18 protein-coding genes are annotated in these 17,124 nt (G+C 67.6%); 11 read left to right on the forward strand and 7 right to left on the reverse strand.

Annotation, left to right across the window (positions count from 1 at the left end):
• Positions 1-2: 2 nt before the first annotated feature.
• Positions 3-1,085, forward strand: a complete 1,083-nt coding sequence (locus FHR19_RS09645) for an acyl-CoA dehydrogenase family protein (protein ID WP_184027472.1) — start codon at positions 3-5, stop codon at positions 1,083-1,085.
• Between the two features lie 6 nt (positions 1,086-1,091).
• On the opposite strand, the gene FHR19_RS09650 is transcribed toward FHR19_RS09645, so the two are convergent.
• Positions 1,092-1,874 (reverse strand): SDR family NAD(P)-dependent oxidoreductase, encoded by a 783-nt coding sequence (locus tag FHR19_RS09650; RefSeq protein WP_184027475.1) that lies wholly within the window; start codon positions 1,872-1,874, stop codon positions 1,092-1,094.
• A gap of 116 nt (positions 1,875-1,990) precedes the next feature.
• Between FHR19_RS09650 and FHR19_RS09655 the strand changes: the two genes are divergently transcribed.
• The gene (locus FHR19_RS09655) at positions 1,991-3,121 is read left to right on the forward strand and encodes an epoxide hydrolase family protein (RefSeq protein WP_184027476.1); all 1,131 of its coding nucleotides are present in this window, start codon (positions 1,991-1,993) and stop codon (positions 3,119-3,121) included.
• Here the strand turns inward: FHR19_RS09655 and FHR19_RS09660 are convergent.
• The 3 genes from FHR19_RS09660 to FHR19_RS09670 are packed head-to-tail and all read right to left on the reverse strand — an operon-like array spanning position 3,118 to position 5,311.
• Entirely contained in the window at positions 3,118-4,359 is a 1,242-nt protein-coding gene (locus FHR19_RS09660) for a cytochrome P450 (protein ID WP_184027478.1), read from the reverse strand. The genes FHR19_RS09655 and FHR19_RS09660 overlap by 4 nt on opposite strands.
• 5 nt (positions 4,360-4,364) lie before the next feature.
• Positions 4,365-5,156 (reverse strand): SDR family NAD(P)-dependent oxidoreductase, encoded by a 792-nt coding sequence (locus tag FHR19_RS09665; protein WP_184027481.1) that lies wholly within the window; start codon positions 5,154-5,156, stop codon positions 4,365-4,367.
• On the reverse strand, positions 5,153-5,311 hold the full coding sequence (locus FHR19_RS09670) for a hypothetical protein (protein WP_184027484.1): 159 nt from the start codon (positions 5,309-5,311) through the stop codon (positions 5,153-5,155). Before FHR19_RS09670 ends, FHR19_RS09665 begins: the two co-directional genes overlap by 4 nt.
• A 306-nt stretch (positions 5,312-5,617) precedes the next feature.
• On the opposite strand from FHR19_RS09670, the gene FHR19_RS09675 reads away from it, so the two are divergent.
• Together FHR19_RS09675 and FHR19_RS09680 are read left to right on the forward strand one after the other, a co-directional pair.
• Entirely contained in the window at positions 5,618-6,538 is a 921-nt protein-coding gene (locus FHR19_RS09675; protein ID WP_184027486.1) for an NmrA/HSCARG family protein, read from the forward strand.
• 94 nt (positions 6,539-6,632) lie between these two features.
• Positions 6,633-7,463, forward strand: coding sequence for an enoyl-CoA hydratase/isomerase family protein (locus tag FHR19_RS09680; protein WP_221228452.1), 831 nt, complete (start codon positions 6,633-6,635; stop codon positions 7,461-7,463).
• A gap of 45 nt (positions 7,464-7,508) precedes the next feature.
• Here FHR19_RS09680 and FHR19_RS09685 read toward each other — a convergent pair whose 3' ends face one another.
• On the reverse strand, positions 7,509-8,648 hold the full coding sequence (locus tag FHR19_RS09685) for an amidohydrolase family protein (RefSeq protein WP_246359418.1): 1,140 nt from the start codon (positions 8,646-8,648) through the stop codon (positions 7,509-7,511).
• An 81-nt stretch (positions 8,649-8,729) separates the two neighbouring features.
• Here FHR19_RS09685 and FHR19_RS09690 point away from each other — a divergent pair, with 81 nt between their 5' ends.
• The 3 genes from FHR19_RS09690 (at position 8,730) to FHR19_RS09700 (ending at position 11,107) form a co-directional block, all read left to right on the forward strand.
• On the forward strand, positions 8,730-9,518 hold the full coding sequence (locus FHR19_RS09690) for an IclR family transcriptional regulator (protein ID WP_184027490.1): 789 nt from the start codon (positions 8,730-8,732) through the stop codon (positions 9,516-9,518).
• A gap of 141 nt (positions 9,519-9,659) precedes the next feature.
• Positions 9,660-10,337 (forward strand): SDR family oxidoreductase, encoded by a 678-nt coding sequence (locus tag FHR19_RS09695; protein ID WP_184027492.1) that lies wholly within the window; start codon positions 9,660-9,662, stop codon positions 10,335-10,337.
• Positions 10,334-11,107, forward strand: a complete 774-nt coding sequence (locus FHR19_RS09700) for an SDR family NAD(P)-dependent oxidoreductase (protein WP_184027494.1) — start codon at positions 10,334-10,336, stop codon at positions 11,105-11,107. Before FHR19_RS09695 ends, FHR19_RS09700 begins: the two co-directional genes overlap by 4 nt.
• A 7-nt stretch (positions 11,108-11,114) precedes the next feature.
• Here the strand turns inward: FHR19_RS09700 and FHR19_RS09705 are convergent, their stop codons facing one another.
• Together FHR19_RS09705 and FHR19_RS09710 are read right to left on the reverse strand one after the other, a co-directional pair.
• On the reverse strand, positions 11,115-11,657 hold the full coding sequence (locus FHR19_RS09705; protein WP_184027496.1) for a nuclear transport factor 2 family protein: 543 nt from the start codon (positions 11,655-11,657) through the stop codon (positions 11,115-11,117).
• Positions 11,658-11,670: 13 nt separating this feature from the next.
• Positions 11,671-12,873, reverse strand: coding sequence for a cytochrome P450 (locus tag FHR19_RS09710; protein ID WP_184027498.1), 1,203 nt, complete (start codon positions 12,871-12,873; stop codon positions 11,671-11,673).
• 167 nt (positions 12,874-13,040) lie between these two features.
• Between FHR19_RS09710 and FHR19_RS09715 the strand changes: the two genes are divergently transcribed.
• The 4 genes from FHR19_RS09715 to FHR19_RS09730 all read left to right on the forward strand — a co-directional run bounded on the left by FHR19_RS09715 (position 13,041) and on the right by FHR19_RS09730 (position 17,123).
• Positions 13,041-13,826 (forward strand): SDR family NAD(P)-dependent oxidoreductase, encoded by a 786-nt coding sequence (locus tag FHR19_RS09715; protein WP_184027500.1) that lies wholly within the window; start codon positions 13,041-13,043, stop codon positions 13,824-13,826.
• A 31-nt stretch (positions 13,827-13,857) separates the two neighbouring features.
• Positions 13,858-15,294: an NAD-dependent succinate-semialdehyde dehydrogenase gene (locus tag FHR19_RS09720; protein ID WP_184027502.1), complete on the forward strand. Its 1,437-nt coding sequence runs from the start codon at positions 13,858-13,860 to the stop codon at positions 15,292-15,294.
• Between the two features lie 115 nt (positions 15,295-15,409).
• Positions 15,410-16,159: an electron transfer flavoprotein subunit beta/FixA family protein gene (locus FHR19_RS09725; RefSeq protein ID WP_184027504.1), complete on the forward strand. Its 750-nt coding sequence runs from the start codon at positions 15,410-15,412 to the stop codon at positions 16,157-16,159.
• 34 nt (positions 16,160-16,193) lie between these two features.
• Positions 16,194-17,123: an electron transfer flavoprotein subunit alpha/FixB family protein gene (locus tag FHR19_RS09730; RefSeq protein WP_184027506.1), complete on the forward strand. Its 930-nt coding sequence runs from the start codon at positions 16,194-16,196 to the stop codon at positions 17,121-17,123.
• Position 17,124 lies beyond the last annotated feature (1 nt).

Consider the following 17,124-nt stretch of genomic DNA (forward strand, 5'->3'; position numbering starts at 1 on the left):
CGATGAATCTCGAACTGGATGACGACCAGCGCCTATTGAAGGAGATGGTCGACCGCTTCGCCGAAGACACCGGCGGCCTCGACTCGCATCGTGCTGCGGCCCGCACCGCCGCCGGCTGGAGCGAGAATGCCTGGCAGGGGATGGCGGATCTGGGCCTCACAGCGGTCATGGTATCGGAGCCCGCGGGTGGGCTGGGCGGCGGCGGGGCCGAGTTGATGATTCTTGGCGAAGCGATCGGACGCCATCTGCTTGCGGTGCCCTATCTCGACACCGCGATCCTGTGCGGCACAGCCCTGTCCGCCGCGCCGGCACCGCTTCGCGAGCGCGCCCTGGGGGAATTGCTAGACGGCAGTCGGCGCTATGCGCTGGTCACGGGCGCGATATCGGACGACGAGGGCACCTTAACGGGAAAGGCGCACGGCTTTTTCGGATGCGGGACGGCGGAGGCGTTCATCGTCGATACCGGCCACGCTTTCTATCTGGTTGATGCTGGCGCCCCCGGCCTGTCCCGGGCGGCCCGACCGCTGCACGGCGGCGGTACGGCCGCAGATGTGCGGCTGGACGGCGTCCGGGGCGAGCAGATTGCGGCTGGAGACGAGGCGGCTCGCCTGCGCCTTGAGTTGCGAGATCGGCGCGTCGCCTTTCTGGCGGCCGAGGCGCTTGGCGCCGCCGAAGGCGCGTTCGAGGCGACGTCGGACTATCTCAAGACGCGGGTCCAGTTCGGCAAGCCGCTCGCCAGCAACCAGGCGCTCCAGCATCGTGCGGCCGAGATGCTGGTCGAGATCGAGCAGTTGCGATCCGCGGCGATCCTTGCAGCCTGCTCGCTGGAAGAGCCCGTTGCTGACGAACGCGAGCGGATCATGGCGGCCGTCTCGATCGTCGCGGTCAAGACGGGTCGCTTCGTCGCGCAGCAGGCGGTGCAGTTGCACGGCGGCATCGGCGTGACCGAGGAGCATGCCGTCGGCCACTGGTTCCTGCGGCTGACCGCGATCGGCCTGCTGCTCGACGGGGTGTCGGCCACGCGCACGCTGGCGGGGCTTGGCGGGTTCGTTGCGGCGGCACCCTATTGGGAAGCCGCCGCGTGAATTCGCCTAGAGCGACTGGCCGTCGTCGAGCTCGAACCCACCGCCGGTGATCGCGCGCGAGGCGTCGGACAACAGGTAAAGCGTGATCCCGTCGAGGTCGGCGGGGACCATCACCCGGCGGCGCGGGAAGCTGCCGATCAGCTTCTCCCCGCTGGCGCTTTCGAGCCATTCGGTGTTGAGCTCGGTCTTGATCCAGCCGGGCAAGATCGTGTTGACGTTGATCCCGCGCGTCGCCCATTCGCGCGCTAAGCTCTTGCCCATCATCAACACGCCCGCCTTCGACGTCGAATAGGCGGTGAGGCCGGGCAGTACGCGATGCGATCCGACCGACCCGACCAGCACGATGCGTCCGTTGCCCTTTTCCTTCGATCCGCTGGCGATCATCCGCCGCGCACCCTCTCGCGCCGTCAGGAAAACCCCGCGCAGGTTGACCGACATGATCTGATCGAAATCGGCGGCAGTCAGGTCGATGGCGCTGCCGGGCACGTTGAGGCCGGCATTTGCGAGGACCGAATCGACAGGCCCCAGCGCCGCTTCAGCCGCGTCATAACCCGCGGCGACCGACGCCTCGTCGGCGACGTCCATCGTGATCGCTGCGGCGCGGCCGCCATCGCGGGTCAGGTCGGCAACCAGGTCGGCCAGGCGATCGGCACGTCGCGCCGCGAGCGCCACGGCGGCGCCGGCCGCGACGGCGGCGCGGGCGAAGTGGGCACCGAGGCCCGAAGAGGCGCCGGTGATGAGGAGGGTGCGACCGCGAAGGTCGGCGAGCGGACGTGTCGTGTCGGTCATGCGGCGATATCTATCGAACGGGCCGGCATGCGCGAGTATCCGCCCTGCGATATCGCGTGGACGCTGCTTGTCGCCCCGCCGCCGCCTGCCATGGTGCGTGCAGAGGAGAGCCCGCGATGACCGTTCGTCCGTTCGAGATCGCCGTGCCCGATGCCGTTCTCGATCGCATCTCGCGACAGGTCGGCGACGCGCGGATCGGCTACGCGCCCGCGGACGACCACGGCAGTTGGTCCTACGGCACCGATGCGGCGTATCTTGCGGAGCTGGTCGCCTATTGGCGCGAGCATTATGACTGGCGTGCACACGAACGCGCGCTCAACCGCTGGCCGCATTTCAAGGCCGAGATCGACGGCATCGACATCCATTTCCAGCACATACGCGGTTCGGGCGGTGGACGTCCGCTGATGCTGACCCACGGCTGGCCCGGCTCGATCGTCGAGTTCCAGGGGGTGATCGAGCGACTTGCCTTTCCCGAACGCTTCGGCGGCAGGGCGGAGGACGGGTTCGATCTCGTCATCCCGTCCTTGCCCGGTTTCGGTTGGTCCGGGCGTCCGCCAAAGCCGATAGGGCCAAAGGGCGTCGCCACGCTGTGGCGCCGGTTGATGACCGAGGAGCTGGGCTATCCGCGCTTTGCCGCCCAGGGCGGCGATTGGGGATCGGTGGTGACGGCCCGGCTCGGCGGCGAGCACAGCGACGTTGTCGCCGCGATCCACCTCAATTTTCTCGTCGGACCGCGAACGGATCCGGCGGACGCGGACGCGAACCAGGCATATTGGGCCGCGTACCAGCGCGTGCAGGCGACCGAAGGCGCGTATATGAGCGAGCAGGCAACGAAGCCGCAGACGATCGGCCTCGCGCTGTTCGACAACCCTGTCGGGACCGCCGCCTGGGTCATCGAGAAGTTCCACGGCTGGGGCGACACGGGCGGGGATATCGAGAGCCGCTTCAGCAAGGACGTGCTGCTGACGAACGTGATGAGCTACCTCGTCAACGACGCCATGCTGTCGTCATTCTGGGCCTATCGCTCGATCATGCGGGAGCGGCCGTTCGAAGGGCGTATCGCGGTACCAACAGGGGCCGCCCTGTTCCCCGGCGAATTCTATCCGATGCCCACCCGTGCCAATGCCGAGTGTGTCTACGACATCCGGTCTTGGACCGAGATGCCGAGCGGCGGGCATTTTGCCGCACTGGAGGAGCCCGCCCTGTTCAGCGAGGATGTTCGCACGTTCCTGCGCGACTTTATCTAGCAGCCGAGGTTTATCGGCAGGCTGGAGCGACCCCACATATTATAGCCGACGCTTCGTTCGGAAGGACCGGCGAGCGTCGCGGCGGGCAGATGCTTGACGAACAGCTGCATCACGACGGCAACTTCCATTCGCGATAGCGGCGCGCCGGGGCAGCCATGCGGCCCACCGCCAAAGGCGAGGTGCCGACGCGACAGATCGCGGGCGTCGCGATCGAGACGGAAGCTGTCGGGATCGTCGAACGCGGCCGGATCGCGATTGGCGGCGGCGAAATTGAGCATCAGCTTCTGCTTCGGGCCGATCTCGACGCCGGCGACCTCGACGGGGCACAGGGTCGTGCGGAACATCGCCTGCGCTGGCGAATCAAAGCGGAGGCTTTCCTCGATGGCGACGGGTATGAAGCGATCGGGATCGCTCCTCACTTGCTCCCAGCGCGAAGGCTCCTCGAGCAGCCGCCACATCAGGTTGGTTATGAGCGAGGTGGTCGTTTCATTTCCGCCGACGAGCAGCCCCATCAGCGCCATGCGCTGTTCGTCGCGGTTGAGCTTGCGGCCGAGATAATCGGCGCAGACGGCATCCGAGATCCAATCGTCCGGCAACACCGAACCGACATGTTCGGGAAGCGCCTCTTCGATTCCGGCCGCCGTCAGCATGTCGTATCGGGCATCCAGATGCTGGTCGAAGAAGGCGCAGATGCCCGCATACACCTTCAGAAAGCGCTCGTTGCTCTTGCCGAACGCATTCTCCATCAACTCGTCGGACCAATGCTTCAGCGTGACGAAATCGTCCCCCTGGATGCCGAGCAGCCACGAGATGACATGGACGGGCAGCGGCAGCGCGAAATCGTCGTGCAGATCGACGACGGGACCCTTGGCGATCATGTCGTCCAGCAAGCGCCGGGCCAACTCCGCGACGCGCGGCTGCAACGCGGCGATGCCTTCCGGGCTCAACCGCTTGCGGAAGATGGCGCGGAAATGCGTGTGCTCCTTTCCGTCGGCAAAGAAACCGATCGATTTCTGGAAGACGGGCGTCGGTCCGTAGCGGCTGGAGAACGCCTTGGGATCGAGCATCGCCGAGCGGACATCATCGTAACCGAACAATGCCCAGAACGGCATTCCCAGCGTTTCGCTATGTCCGATCGGGCATCCGCTTTGCCGTCGCCGATATTCGGCGAATGGATCGTCGATCACCTCCTTGGCCATGGGGTCATAGGGAAGGACGCCGGGCGGAAGATCGGTCATGGGGCTCACTCGTATCGGATGCTCATGCCGCCATCGGCGGCAATGGTCTGGCCGTTGACATAGCTGCCGGCCTCGCTCGCCAGCATCACCACCACGCCTGCGATCTCGTCCGGCTCGCCGACACGACCAACGGTCGAGCGGGAGAGTTCGCGGGCCAGCGTTTCGGGATTGTCGATCAGTCCGGCGGCCATGTCCGTTCGGACAAGACCCGGCGACACGGTATTGGCGCGCACGCCCGCCGCGCCATGCTCGACCGCGATGTTGCGGATATACTGCATCGCGAGGGTCTTGCTCAGCGTATAGCTCTGGTAGATCCCGCTGCCGAAGTGCGCGGCGATCGAGCCGATGTTGACGATCCGGCCCCAGCCGCGCTGCGTCATGGCGGGCAGCACACGCTGCGAAAGGATATGCAGCTGTCCGAAATTGCCGTCGATCGTCTTGGCTAGAACGGCGTCTGTCATCTCGGCGCTCGGCCCGACATGAATATGTAGGCCGGCATTGGCGACGAGGATGTCGATGGCGCCGAACGCCGCCTCGCCGGCATCGACCAACGCGGCCAATTCGTCGGCGCGGGTGACGTTCGCTGCGACGGCGATGGCAGAGCCGCCATCGGATCTGGCATTGATCGCGTTCGCGACATCCTGCGCCGGCCCGGGTTTGCGGCCGGAAACGATGACGTTCGCCCCGTGCTGCGCCAATCGCTGCGCGATCGCGCGACCGATGCCGCGGCTCGATCCGGTGACGAGCGCGGTCCGGCCCGTCAGGTCGAACAGCGTGCCGGTGAAACGGCCGCTCATCGTGGGCACCCCTCCTGCCGGCCGACGATCGCCTCGACAGCGCGCGCGTGGTCGGAGCCGCAGATCAGCCGCCGGCACCGCGCCGCTACGGGCTGTGAGAAGAAGACGACGCGGATCGAGCGATCGACGTACAGGTCCTCGGGCGTGTCGTGCATGGCGGTTCCTCGCTCGCGTGAACGCTATGATGGCAGAGCCGCCCCAGCCAGCCGGAGCGCCCGATATCGAGAGGGCGATCGATGAGGCCGCGTGACTGGCAAGGCTGGCGGACCTGCACCAAGCTTTCCCGTGTCGGCCCGTCGCGACCGCAGATAGAGACGCCATGCGACAGGCCCGTCGTCCGGAGACGAGTTCGCGAACCTGTCGAGCGCCCGGTGCGGGGCGTTTCCAGGGCCTCGCATCTCTCCCGAATGCGGCGTGTGGACCGATGCCCGGCGTCGCCGAACCACCAGGGGATTCATCGAATGACCGATCGCATCATCCTCGTCACCGGTGCGACGGGCGCACAGGGCGGCGCCACCGTCGACGCGCTGCTCGGCACGGGCTTTCGCGTGCGCGCATTGGTGCGTGATCCGTCGGCGCCGGGGGCGTCGGCGCTGGCGGCGCGCGGCGTAGAGCTGTACCAGGGCGACTTCGACGATCGTGAGACCCTAGCCGCAGCGGCGGACGGCGCATGGGGGGTATTTTCGGTTCAATTGCCGCCGACGCCCGGCGATCTGGAAAGCGAGGTCCGCACCGGTCGTCATCTGATCGAGGCCGCGCGGCAAGCCGGCGTCGAGGTGTTCGTCCACACCTCGGTCGCGCGCGCGGGCGAGCAGACGCAATTCGTCGACTGGGATGCGGGGCGCTGGTGGCCCGATTACTGGAACGCCAAGTCGGGCGTGAACGACCTCGTCCGGCAGGCGGGCTTTCCCCACTGGGTCATCCTGAAGCCTGCGTTCATGATGGACAACTTCATCAAGCCCAAGGCAGCGTACATGTTCCCCGGCCTGGCGCGGGGCGCGATGGAGACGGCGATGAAGCCGGACACGCGCCTCGACCTGATCGCCGCCACCGATATCGGCCGGTTCGCCGCCGCCGCCTTCGCCGATCCGGCGCGCTTCGATGGTCGGGAGATCGACCTCGCCGCCGAATCGCTGACGATGACCCAGGTGGCCGAGGTGCTGTCCGCGGCCAGCGGCAAGCCGGTGGTCGCGCGCTCGATGAAAGGTGCGGATGCGCGCGCCGCCGGGGTGATGCCGGGGCTGGTCGAAAGCCAGCAATGGGCGACCGTCGAAGGCTACAAGGTCGATCTGGACCGGGCTAACGGCCACGGCATCGCGCTCGAACGTTTCGCCGACTGGGCCGCGCGCCGCCGCGACCGCATCGAGATCGGCGCGGCCTGACCCGCCGGGCATCGCCCCGGCGATGGCGGAAGGTGCGGCTTGCCCGGTGCGAGTGCGCGCTGCACCGTCTGCCGAATCATCCGGGAGCAACGCCGTGTCCGAAGACCTGACCCTTTACGCTGCCTTCGAGCATCTTCGCTTCGAACGACCGGCGCCGTTCGTCCTGCGCGTCACGATCGACAACGCGGCGAAGATGAATGCCATCGGCGGCAAGCTGGGTCATGAGATCGAGGCGGTGTGGGCCGTCGTTGATGCCGATCCCGACACGCGCGTCGCAATCGTCACGGGGGCGGGGCGCGCCTTCTCAGCGGGCGGCTCCTTCGACGAGATGCCCAACGACGTGCAGCGCGACAGCCTTGAGCAGTTCTGTCACGATTTCGGCAATGCCCGGCGGCTGGTTCAAGCGCTGACGACGATGCGAAAGCCGCTGATCTCGGCGATCAACGGACCGGCAGTGGGGGCGGGGCTCGCGATCGCGCTGCTCGCCGACATTCCGATCGCCGCGAAGACCGCCAAGCTTTTCGACGGGCACCTCCGTGTCGGCGTCACGCCGGGGGATCATGCGGCGATGATCTGGCCGCTGCTGTGCGGGCTCGCCAAGGCGAAATACCATCTGCTGACCAACGAGCCGGTCACGGGCGAGCAGGCCGAGGCGATGAACCTGATCGCGCTGTCGGTCGAAGCAGAGGTGTTGCAGGACAGGGCGGTCGAGGTCGCGAGCAAGCTTGCCGCGACGGCGCCGAATGCGCTGCGGATGAGCAAATACGTGCTCAACCATTTTCTGCGGCAGAATCAGACTGTCTTCGATCTCTCCGCGGCGTTCGAGATGGTCAATTTCGGCAGCAGCGAGGCCAAGGAGGCGATGCGCGCGCTTCAGGCCCGGGAAACGCCCGTCTTCCAGCCCTCCGGCGAGGACTTTTACTGAGGCTTCGCGGCCTCCGGATCCATCCGGAGGCCGCGGCCGGTCAGGTCACAGGTTCCAGAGCTTCGCGGCGGTACCGCCGACGACCATCTTCGCCTTTTCGTCGCCCAGCGTCTCGAAGATCTTGCGGATCTCGCCGCGCGACTCGCCGAACACGCTCTCGCCATGCGGATAGTCGCACGACCAGAGCAGGTTGCCGGTCAGGTCGTAGTCCTTCGCCGCCTTCAGTCCGACATCGTCCTGCATGATCGCCGCATAGCACTGCCGACGGAAATAGAAGCTCGGGGGATTGGCGAGCTTCGGCTTCATCTCGCTCTCATAGACCTGATAGACGCGATCGGCGTCCTGCAGCGTCCACGGCACCCAGCCGAAGCCGCCCTCGCAGAACACGACCTTGAGCTCCGGATGCCGCTCGAGAATGCCCGAGAAGGCGAGGATCGACCAGAGCGGGCGATACGGCCCGAGATTCTTGGTCAGGTTGGCGCCGATCGCGCCCTTGCCCCGGAACTCCATATAGGCGCCGATGTGGAACATGACGGGGATGCCGCTCTCGGCGATCGCTTCCCAGAGCGGTTCCATCTTTGACGAGTTGTAGGGCACGTTCTTGGGCGCCGACGGGATTTCGAGCGCCTTGATGCCGAGCGCCTTCATCTTGGCGATATAGTCGCGCGTCGCTTCCGGCTCATAGATCGTCGGCAGGATTCCCACGCCGACGAGGCGGTCGGGCGCGATCGAACAATATTCGCCGAGCCACTCGTTATAGACGTCCATGCAACGGGTGAAGAACGCCTTGTCCTCCATCCGCACCAGCGACATCGCGCGCGAGTGGAAGAACAGCGAGGTGTCGATCCCCTCGGCGTCCATGTCCTTCAGGCGTTCGTCGCGGTCCCACATGCCCGGACGTCCCTCACCCACATCGGAATCGAGCCCTGGGACGTCGTAGCTCATCCCGTCGACTTCCATGTGGAACCGGCCGTCGTCGCCGCGCCACAGCTTGGGCGCGCGATCCTTGTCGGCTCCCTTCAGCCGGTTTTCCCACAGATGCATCTCCTCCATGCCGTGGTCGTCGACCGAGACGATGCGCGTGCCGGCAGGCGGCCGCCAGCCGTCGTCGCGCGAAACGCGGTGCATCGGCCAGTCGATGGCGTCGAGCGAGCCGGACCCGGCGGGGGTGTCTTGAAAGTCCATGGCAACCTCTCTATTCGCTATGTGAATAGCCCAATCGCTATGCAACTTGATATAACAACCGTGAGGCTCTGAGTCAAAGGGATGGTCGACCCTAGTCCTGCCGAAAATCGGCACTTCGTCACTGCGCTGGCCCGCGGTCTGTCGGTCCTGCGATGCTTCGATCGACCGCGGATCGAATTGACGACCGCCGAAATCGCGCGGCGTACGGGGCTGAGCCAGCCGACGGTCTGGCGCCTATGCTACACGCTGATCGAAAGCGGGTTCCTGGTCCGGGCGCCAGCGGGCGCGGGCCTTCGGATCGGCGCGCCGGCGCTGACGCTGGGCTATGCCGCCGCTAGGGGGCTCGATGCGCCTGCGCTGGCAATGCCGTACATGCAGCGGATCCTCGAGCGAACCGGGGGGAGCACGACGCTCAGCTTGCGCCAAGGAAGCGAGATGGTCGCGGTCGAGCAGTTGAACGGCGACTTCGTCGTTCGGGACCAGCCGGTCGGATGGCGCGCGCCCATCGATACGGTGTCCGCGGGGCTGGCCGTACTGGCCGCACTTCCGCCCGCCGCACGGGAGGCCGGGATCGCGGCGATCGACCATCCCGATGCGGCGCGGCGGGAACGGCATCGCGCCAGGATCGAAGCGGCGGTCGAGGCTCTGGCACGCGACGGGGCCGTGCGGCTCGGACAGATTCTCGACGGCCGGTACACTGCCGTGGCAGTGCCGCTATTCGAAACGGGGACCGAGCCGGCGACGCAATGGGCGCTTACCTGTGGCGGGTTGGCGGCAAGCTGGACCGCCGAGGACCTGGACCGGGCGGCAGCGGTGCTCGTGGAGACGCGAGCGCTGCTCGCACCGGCCTTCGCGGCGCTCGCCGGGTGATGCCGGGCCGCGAACGCTAGCGCGGTCGTGCCGGGTCATCGTCCCTGCGATGCGTCGTGCAGGTCGATTGCGCCTGAGGCGGCTTGATCTACCCTGTTGCGTCAAGATGCCGGGCACCCGGCGGCAGGCAGGGGAGTGACGATGGCTGAACCTGCTCCAGAACTCGTCCTGTATACCCATGGACTTGGCGAAAGCGGCCGCCTGCTCGCGGACGCGTTGCGCAGCCAGGGGGCGGGGGTGCGGGTCACGCGTTGCGAGACGGTATCGCGCACCAGTCTGCATGCGGCCTTTTCGGACACGCTGGGCGAAGCCCGCGTGGCGATCGTCGCGTTCGCCCCCGTGGATCGGGGGCTGGCGCGGCCGCTGCTCGAGTGGATGCCGGATGACTGGCGGCGCTGCGCCGACGAGCCGCAACTGCGGTTGCTCGAGATCCTGCAAGGGCTGCGCGATGCCCTGGCCGGGCGTCCGTGCTCGGTGGTGCTGCTCGGCGCCAGCATCGGCATGACCGGCGCGGCGAACCACGTGGCATTGGCCACGGCGACGGAGGGGCAGCGCGGTTTGATGAAGGCGCTGGCGCGGCAATGGGGCGAGAGCTGGCGGCTCAACTGGGTATCGGTGACGGCGCCCCTGATATTCCCCGACATTGGTTATGGCGACATTCCCGAACAGTGCGAGCTAGGCGACTACACGCCCCCGCTTGGTCGGCGACCTGACTGGGCGGATGTCGCCCGGACCGCCCTGATGCTGGCCGGGCAGGATGCCGGTGGCGTGACGGGCCAGACCGTGATCGTGGATGGCGGCGAATGGATGCTCCCTTGAACAAGCCTCTGGACGGACGGATCGCGCTCATCACCGGGGCGGGCGGGGGAATCGGCCGCGATCTCGCCCGTGCGCTCGCCGCGGCGGGCGCGCACGTCGGCATCGCGGTGCGCCGGCCGGAAACGGGCGAGGAAACGGCGCGGCTGATCGAGGCGGAGGGCGGCACCGGCGGCCTGGTCCTCTGCGTCGACGCGACCGACCGCGCTTCGGTGGCCGCCGGGATCGAGCGGCTCCACGCCGAATTCGGCGCGATCGACATCATCATTCACAACGCCGCCGCGCCCGACTCCGCCTATCCGATGCCGGCGGATTTGAGCGATGAAGCGGCCTGGCGGCGGCAGACGGACATCACCCTGGGCGGCGCGCTGTCCCTGGCGCAGGCTGGATATCCTCACCTGAAGGCGTCGGGTCGCGGCCGTTTCGTCGTGATGACGTCCAATTTCGGCTATCACGGCGCGGCGATGAACGCGATCTATTCGGCGTCGAAGGCGTCGCTGCGCGGCTTCATCAAGTCGCTGGCGCGCGAATGGGGGCCTGATTCGATCACCGTCAACTCGATCTCGCCCGCCGCGGCAACCGAGGCGACCCGCGCGTTCTTCGGCCAGTTCCCGGCGATGGAGACGGCGTACAAGCGCAAGTTCGCGCTGGGCGATCTTGGCGATCCGCGCCGCGACATCGGCGAGGGTGCGGTCGCGCTCTGCTCCGACTATCTGCGTTACATGACCGGGCAGACGCTGTTTCTGGACGGCGGGCTCTTTCCCTCGGCCTGACGGTCGGTCACCCGCGCCGTGCGGGGTCGATCGTCAGCGGACGCCAGTAGGAGGCGTCGTTGCGATCCAGCGTCTGCGGGCCGTTGCTCGTCAGCAGCCGACGATAATCCTCAGGCAAGGTGGCCGGCGAGATCTCGTTGACCGATTCGTTGAAGCAGAGGCGTGCGGCGATCGCCCATCGCCCCTCGCGGCGTTCGTGCCGGTCGACATAGCGGCCGAAGCACAATTGGGTCGGACCGCCGGGCACGGTGCCCATATAGGTGTAATAGCATTCCGAATGCGCCGTATCCCCGTCGAGGTCGATCGTCAGGTTGCTGATCGCGTGGTGGGTGACGCCGTTATGCGTGTCGTGAAACTCGATCGCCCAGTCGCAGAACGCCTCCGCTTCCAGGACGACGACGCCGTGATCGTCGATCGCGTCAGGATGATAGGCGGAAAGCATCAGCGCCTTGTCCCGCCGGTCGACCCCGCGGCAATAGCGCAGCAGCGCCGCCTCGATCTGCTGACGGTCGGCCAGCTCGCGGACGGTGGCTTCGAGCGAGGTATCCATGATGCAGCCTCCTTCACCAGACCAGCGGCAGATGCTCGACGCTGCCGTTCACGCCGGTGCGGATGCGCGGCGGGTCGGCCGGATCGAGCGCGAAATCCGGGATGCGCGGCAGCCATTCCTCGAGCAGGATCTTGATCTCCGCGCGGGCCAGCATCGATCCCGGACACACGTGCGGACCTGCGCCGAAGGTGGTCTTGGTGTTGGACTTGCGCGCGAAATCGATCGCCAGCGGATCGGGATAGTCGCGCGGGTCCAGCGCGCCGAACGGCGTCGCCAGCATGATCTTGTCGCCCGCGCGCATCCGAACGCCGTGAAAGTCGATGTCCGAAACCACGGTCCGACCCGGATTGGTCAGTGCGAACCGGCGCAGGAACTCTTCGGTCGCCGCCGCGGAAAGCCCGCGATCGGCGGCAAGCCGATGCCGGTCGCCGGGATGGTTCGCCAGATGCTGCATAATGTGCCCCATCATCGAGGCGACTGTATCGAGCCCGCCGATCAGCAGCAGCGTCGTCACGCCCACCGCCTCGTGCAGGGCGATCGGCCGCCCATCGATCTCGGCGGTTGCGATCTTGCTGATGAGGTCGTCTCCGGGATCGGCCGCCCGCTCGGCGACACGGCGCTCGGCATATTCGAACAGGAGGGCCAGCTTCTCGGCCTTCGGCGCGTCGGCCTGAACCTGCGCGGCGGCAAGCGGAAGCAGCGTCTCGCGGTCCGCTTCGGGCAGGTCGACCATGTTCATGAAGATGCGGATCGGCAGGTGCTGCGCAAACTCGGTCACGAACTCGCAGCGGCCCCGCGGCCTCAGCCCCTCGATCAGCTCGATCGCCAGTGCGCGTGCCTCGGCCTCGCGCGCCTTGAGGGCGGTCGCGACGAAGGCGGGAGAGAAGAGCTTGCGAAATGCCTGCTGGCGCGGTGGATCGGCCTCGATCGGGACGAGGCGCGGGCGATCCGGCGGCTCGATCGCGTCGACCGATGCGCCCTCGCTCGAGGTGAAGCGCAGCGGATCGCCGAATGCCTCCGCAAGGTAGGCGCGCCGGGCGAGGATCCAGTGGCCACCGTTATAGGGCGACCAGAAGATGTCGGGCACCCCGGCCTCGTGCAGCCGGGCATAGGGGCGGTGATAGCTGTCCTCGACGTCGGGGCGGTACCCGTCGAAATCGACGACGAGGCCGTCGGGGACGTGCGTGGGAACGGGCGAGCGGACGGCGGCGGCCATCTGGGTCTCCTGTGATCGCCGTCGAGCGTTCGCCCCCCGGCCGCGCAGGTCAACCATGCGTAGCGGCGGGCGTGTCAGGCATCGAGTGTGCGATGTGTGCCGCGGAATTGTGGCGATGCCGCGCGCGCCGTCGCAGGACAGGTGCGGCCCCCGCGTGCGAGGATAGCATGATCGACCTGGCTCAATTGTACGGCTTTCATGACCGAACCGTCCTGGTGACCGGGGGCGGGCGGGGGATTGGCCGCGCGGTATGCGAGCTGTTCACCGCGGCGGGTGCCCGCGTGGCGGTCAGCGACATCGATGCCGCAGGTGCAGGGGCGGTCGCGGCGATGCTGCCGGGCGCGGTCGCGTATCCATGCGACGTGTCGGACGAGGGTTCGGTGACGGCGACCACCGCGCAGGTCGTGCGCGACTTCGGCCGGCTCGATGCCGTCGTCCATGTTGCCGCGATCTTCCCCAAGCGCGACTTTCTCAGCATGACGGCGGCGCAGTGGGATGCGCTCCACGCGGTCAACACGCGCGGCACGTTCCTCGTCATGCGGGAAGCGATCAAGGCGATGAAGGCCGGGGCACGCGGCGGCGCGATCGTCAACGTCGCATCGACCAGCGGCGAGCGCGCATCGGTGACCAACAACGCGAACTACGGGGCTTCCAAGGCGGCTGTCATCAACCTCACCCGATCGATGGCGATCGAGACGGCGGGTGACGGCATCCGCATCAACGCGGTGCTGCCGGGCGGCGTCGCGACCGAGGGGGCGAAGGCCGCGACTGAGCAGATGAAGGCGGACGGCCTGTCGCTCGGCGGGCCGATGACGGGGCCGGGGCGAATGCCGCTCGGCCGCGTGGCGGACCCGCACGAGATCGCTGCCGCGTGTCTGTTCCTCGCTGCCGATGCAGCGTCGTACATCACCGGCGTCAGCCTGCCCGTCGATGGCGGCTTCCTCGTCAGCTGACCGGCAATTTTCACGCGTCAAGGACGATCGCATGTATACCGAACTCTTCCTTTGCATCGACGGTCGCTTCATCGGGTCGGGGCCGGGCCGCACGAGCGAGCCGGTGGAGAATCCGGCGACCGGCGCCGTGCTGGGCGAATTGCCCCATGCGACGACCGCGGAACTCGACGAGGCGGTCGCTGCCGCCACGCGCGCCTTTGCGGGCTGGGCGGCGACGGCGCCGTTCGAGCGGAGCGCGATCCTGCGCCGGACCGCAGGCATCCTGCGCGACCGGATCGATGCGATCGCGGCGATCATGACGCTCGAGCAGGGCAAGCCGCTCGCCGAGGCCAAGGGCGAATTGACCCACGCGATCGAGTTGTTCGAATGGCTGGCCGAGGAGGGGCGTCGCACCTATGGCCGCGTCGTGCCCTCGCGCGCGCCGGGGGCGCTCGAGCACCTCGTCCTGCGCGAGCCGGTGGGGGTTTGCGCCGCCTTCACGCCCTGGAACTTCCCGGCGCTGACGCCGGTACGCAAGCTTGGCGCGGCGCTTGCGGCCGGCTGCACCGTCATCCTCAAGGCGTCGGAGGAGACCCCCGGCTGCGCGGTCGAGATCATGCGCGCGCTGCACGAGGCGGGGCTGCCCGCCGGCTGCGCGCAGCTCGTCTTCGGCGTACCGGCCGACGTGTCTGAGCGGCTGATCGCCGCGCCCGATGTCCGCAAGATCAGCTTCACCGGATCGACCCCGGTGGGCAAGCATCTGATGGCGCTGGCAGCGGCTGGCGCCAAGCGCACGACGATGGAATTGGGCGGCAATGCGCCGGTGCTCGTCTTTTCCGACGCGGATTACGACGCGGCGCTTGCCGCGCTGACGGCCGCCAAGTTCCGCAATGCCGGTCAGGTCTGCGTCAGCCCGGCGCGGTTCTTCGTTCACGAAAGTCTCTACCAGCGCTTTGTCGCCGATGCGGCGGCACGGGCGCGGGCATTGCGGCTCGGCGACGGCCTCGATCCTCAGAGCCAGATGGGGCCGCTGGCGAACGCCCGCCGGGTCGAGGCGATGGAAGCGTTCGTCGCCGATGCCGAACGGGGCGGCGCGCGCATCGTCGGGGGCGGCAGGAGGCGCGGCGATACGGGCATGTTCTTCGAACCGACCGTCGTCGCCGCCGATGCCCCCGACATTCGCCTGTTCCGCGACGAATGCTTCGGTCCGATCCTGCCGGTGATGCCGTTCGGCACGCTGGACGAGGCGATCGAACTTGCCAACGGGACCGCCGCCGGCCTTGCGGGATACGCGTTCACGCAGGCGATCGGCAACCGTCAGGCGGCGATGCACCGGCTGCGTGTAGGAATGGTCGGGGTCAACACGCTCGCGATCTCCACGGCCGAGACGCCGTTCGGCGGGGTCGGCGAAAGCGGCTTCGGGTCGGAAGGCGGGTCGGAGGGCCTCGACGCTTATCTCCAGACCAAGCTCGCCTCGATCGCTGCCTGAAGGCGCGCAATCGCCGCTGCGATATGCGGGCGGGGGCGTCGATCTTCGCAGCAGGCCGGAGTAGGACGCGGCCCGGATGATCGTGCCGGGTGCCGGCCGGAGCGGAAGGTAGCGAATGAAAGTCATCGTGCCCGTCAAGCGCGTGCTTGACTACAACGTGAAGCCGCGGGTGAAGGCGGACGGGTCGGGGGTCGACCTGGCCAACGTCAAGATGAGCATGAACCCGTTCGACGAGATCGCGGTCGAGGAAGCCATCCGCCTGAAGGAAAAGGGCGTGGCGACCGAGATCGTCGCCGTGTCGATCGGGGTTGCCAAGGCGCAGGACACGCTGCGAACCGCGCTCGCCATGGGTGCCGACCGCGCGATCCTGGTAACCGCCGAGACCGAGGTAGAGCCGCTCGCCGTCGCCAAGATCCTCAAGGCGATCGTCGACGAGGAAACGCCGCAGCTGGTCATCCTCGGCAAGCAGGCGATCGATGACGATGCGAACCAGACCGGCCAGATGCTCGCCGCGCTGACCGGGTGGGCGCAGGGCACCTTTGCCTCGAAGGTCGAGGTCGAAGGCGACACCGCCAAGGTCACGCGCGAGGTCGATGGCGGGCTGGAGACGGTGAGCCTCAAGCTCCCCGCGATCGTCACCACCGACCTTCGCCTCAACGAGCCGCGCTATGCGACGCTGCCCAACATCATGAAGGCCAAGTCCAAGCCGCTCGCGAATAAGACGCCTGCCGACTACGGCGTCGACATCGCCCCGCGCCTGACGATCGTCTCGGTCGCCGAGCCCGCCAAGCGCCAGGCCGGCGCCAAGGTCGCCGACGTCGACGAACTGGTGATGAAGCTCAAGGCGATGGGCGTCGCCAAGTAAGCCTGCCGGCACAACGGATCAGAGGAACATCGAAATGAAGACCTTGGTTTGGGTCGAGCATGACGGTCAGGCCGTCAAGGACGCCACGCTGTCGGCGGTCACTGCCGCCAGCAAGCTGGGCGAAGTCCACCTCCTCGTCGCGGGCGAGAATGTCGGCGGCGTCGCCGAGGCGGCGGCAAAGATCGCGGGCGTCGACAAGGTGCATGTCGCCGACGGCGCGCCCTTCGCGCACGCGCTCGCCGAGAATGTCGCGCCGCTGGTGGCGGGGCTGATGGAGAGCCACGACGCCTTCGTCGCGCCGGCGACCACCACGGGCAAAAACATCGCCCCGCGCGTCGCCGCGCTGCTCGACGTGATGCAGCTGTCCGACATCCTCTCGGTCGAGGGGCCGGATACGTTCACGCGGCCGATCTATGCCGGCAACGCGATCGCGACGGTCAAGACCTCGGACGCCAAGCTCGTCGTCACCGTGCGCGGCACCGCGTTCGAGAAGGCAGCGGCCGAGGGCGGGTCGGGCACGATCGAGGCGGTCGGCGGTGGCGCGGACGCTGGCGTGTCGAGCTTCGTCGGCGCCGAGATCGCGCAGTCGTCGCGGCCTGAACTGACGAGTGCCAAGATCATCGTCTCGGGCGGCCGTGCGCTGGGCAGCTCGGACGAGTTCCACAAGCTGATCGACCCGCTCGCCGACAAGCTCGGTGCCGGCGTCGGCGCGAGCCGCGCGGCGGTCGATGCGGGCTATGCCCCCAACGACTATCAGGTCGGCCAGACGGGCAAGATTGTCGCCCCCGAAGTCTATGTCGCGGTCGGCATCTCGGGCGCGATCCAGCATCTGGCCGGCATGAAGGATTCGAAGGTCATCGTCGCGATCAACAAGGACGAGGACGCCCCGATCTTCCAGGTCGCCGATCTCGGCCTCGTCGGCGACCTGTTCAAGGTGGTGCCGGAACTGACCAAGAAGCTCTAGG

It is taken from the genome of Sphingomonas yantingensis, assembly GCF_014199325.1.
GTDB classification, from domain to species: Bacteria; Pseudomonadota; Alphaproteobacteria; order Sphingomonadales; family Sphingomonadaceae; genus Sphingomonas; species Sphingomonas yantingensis.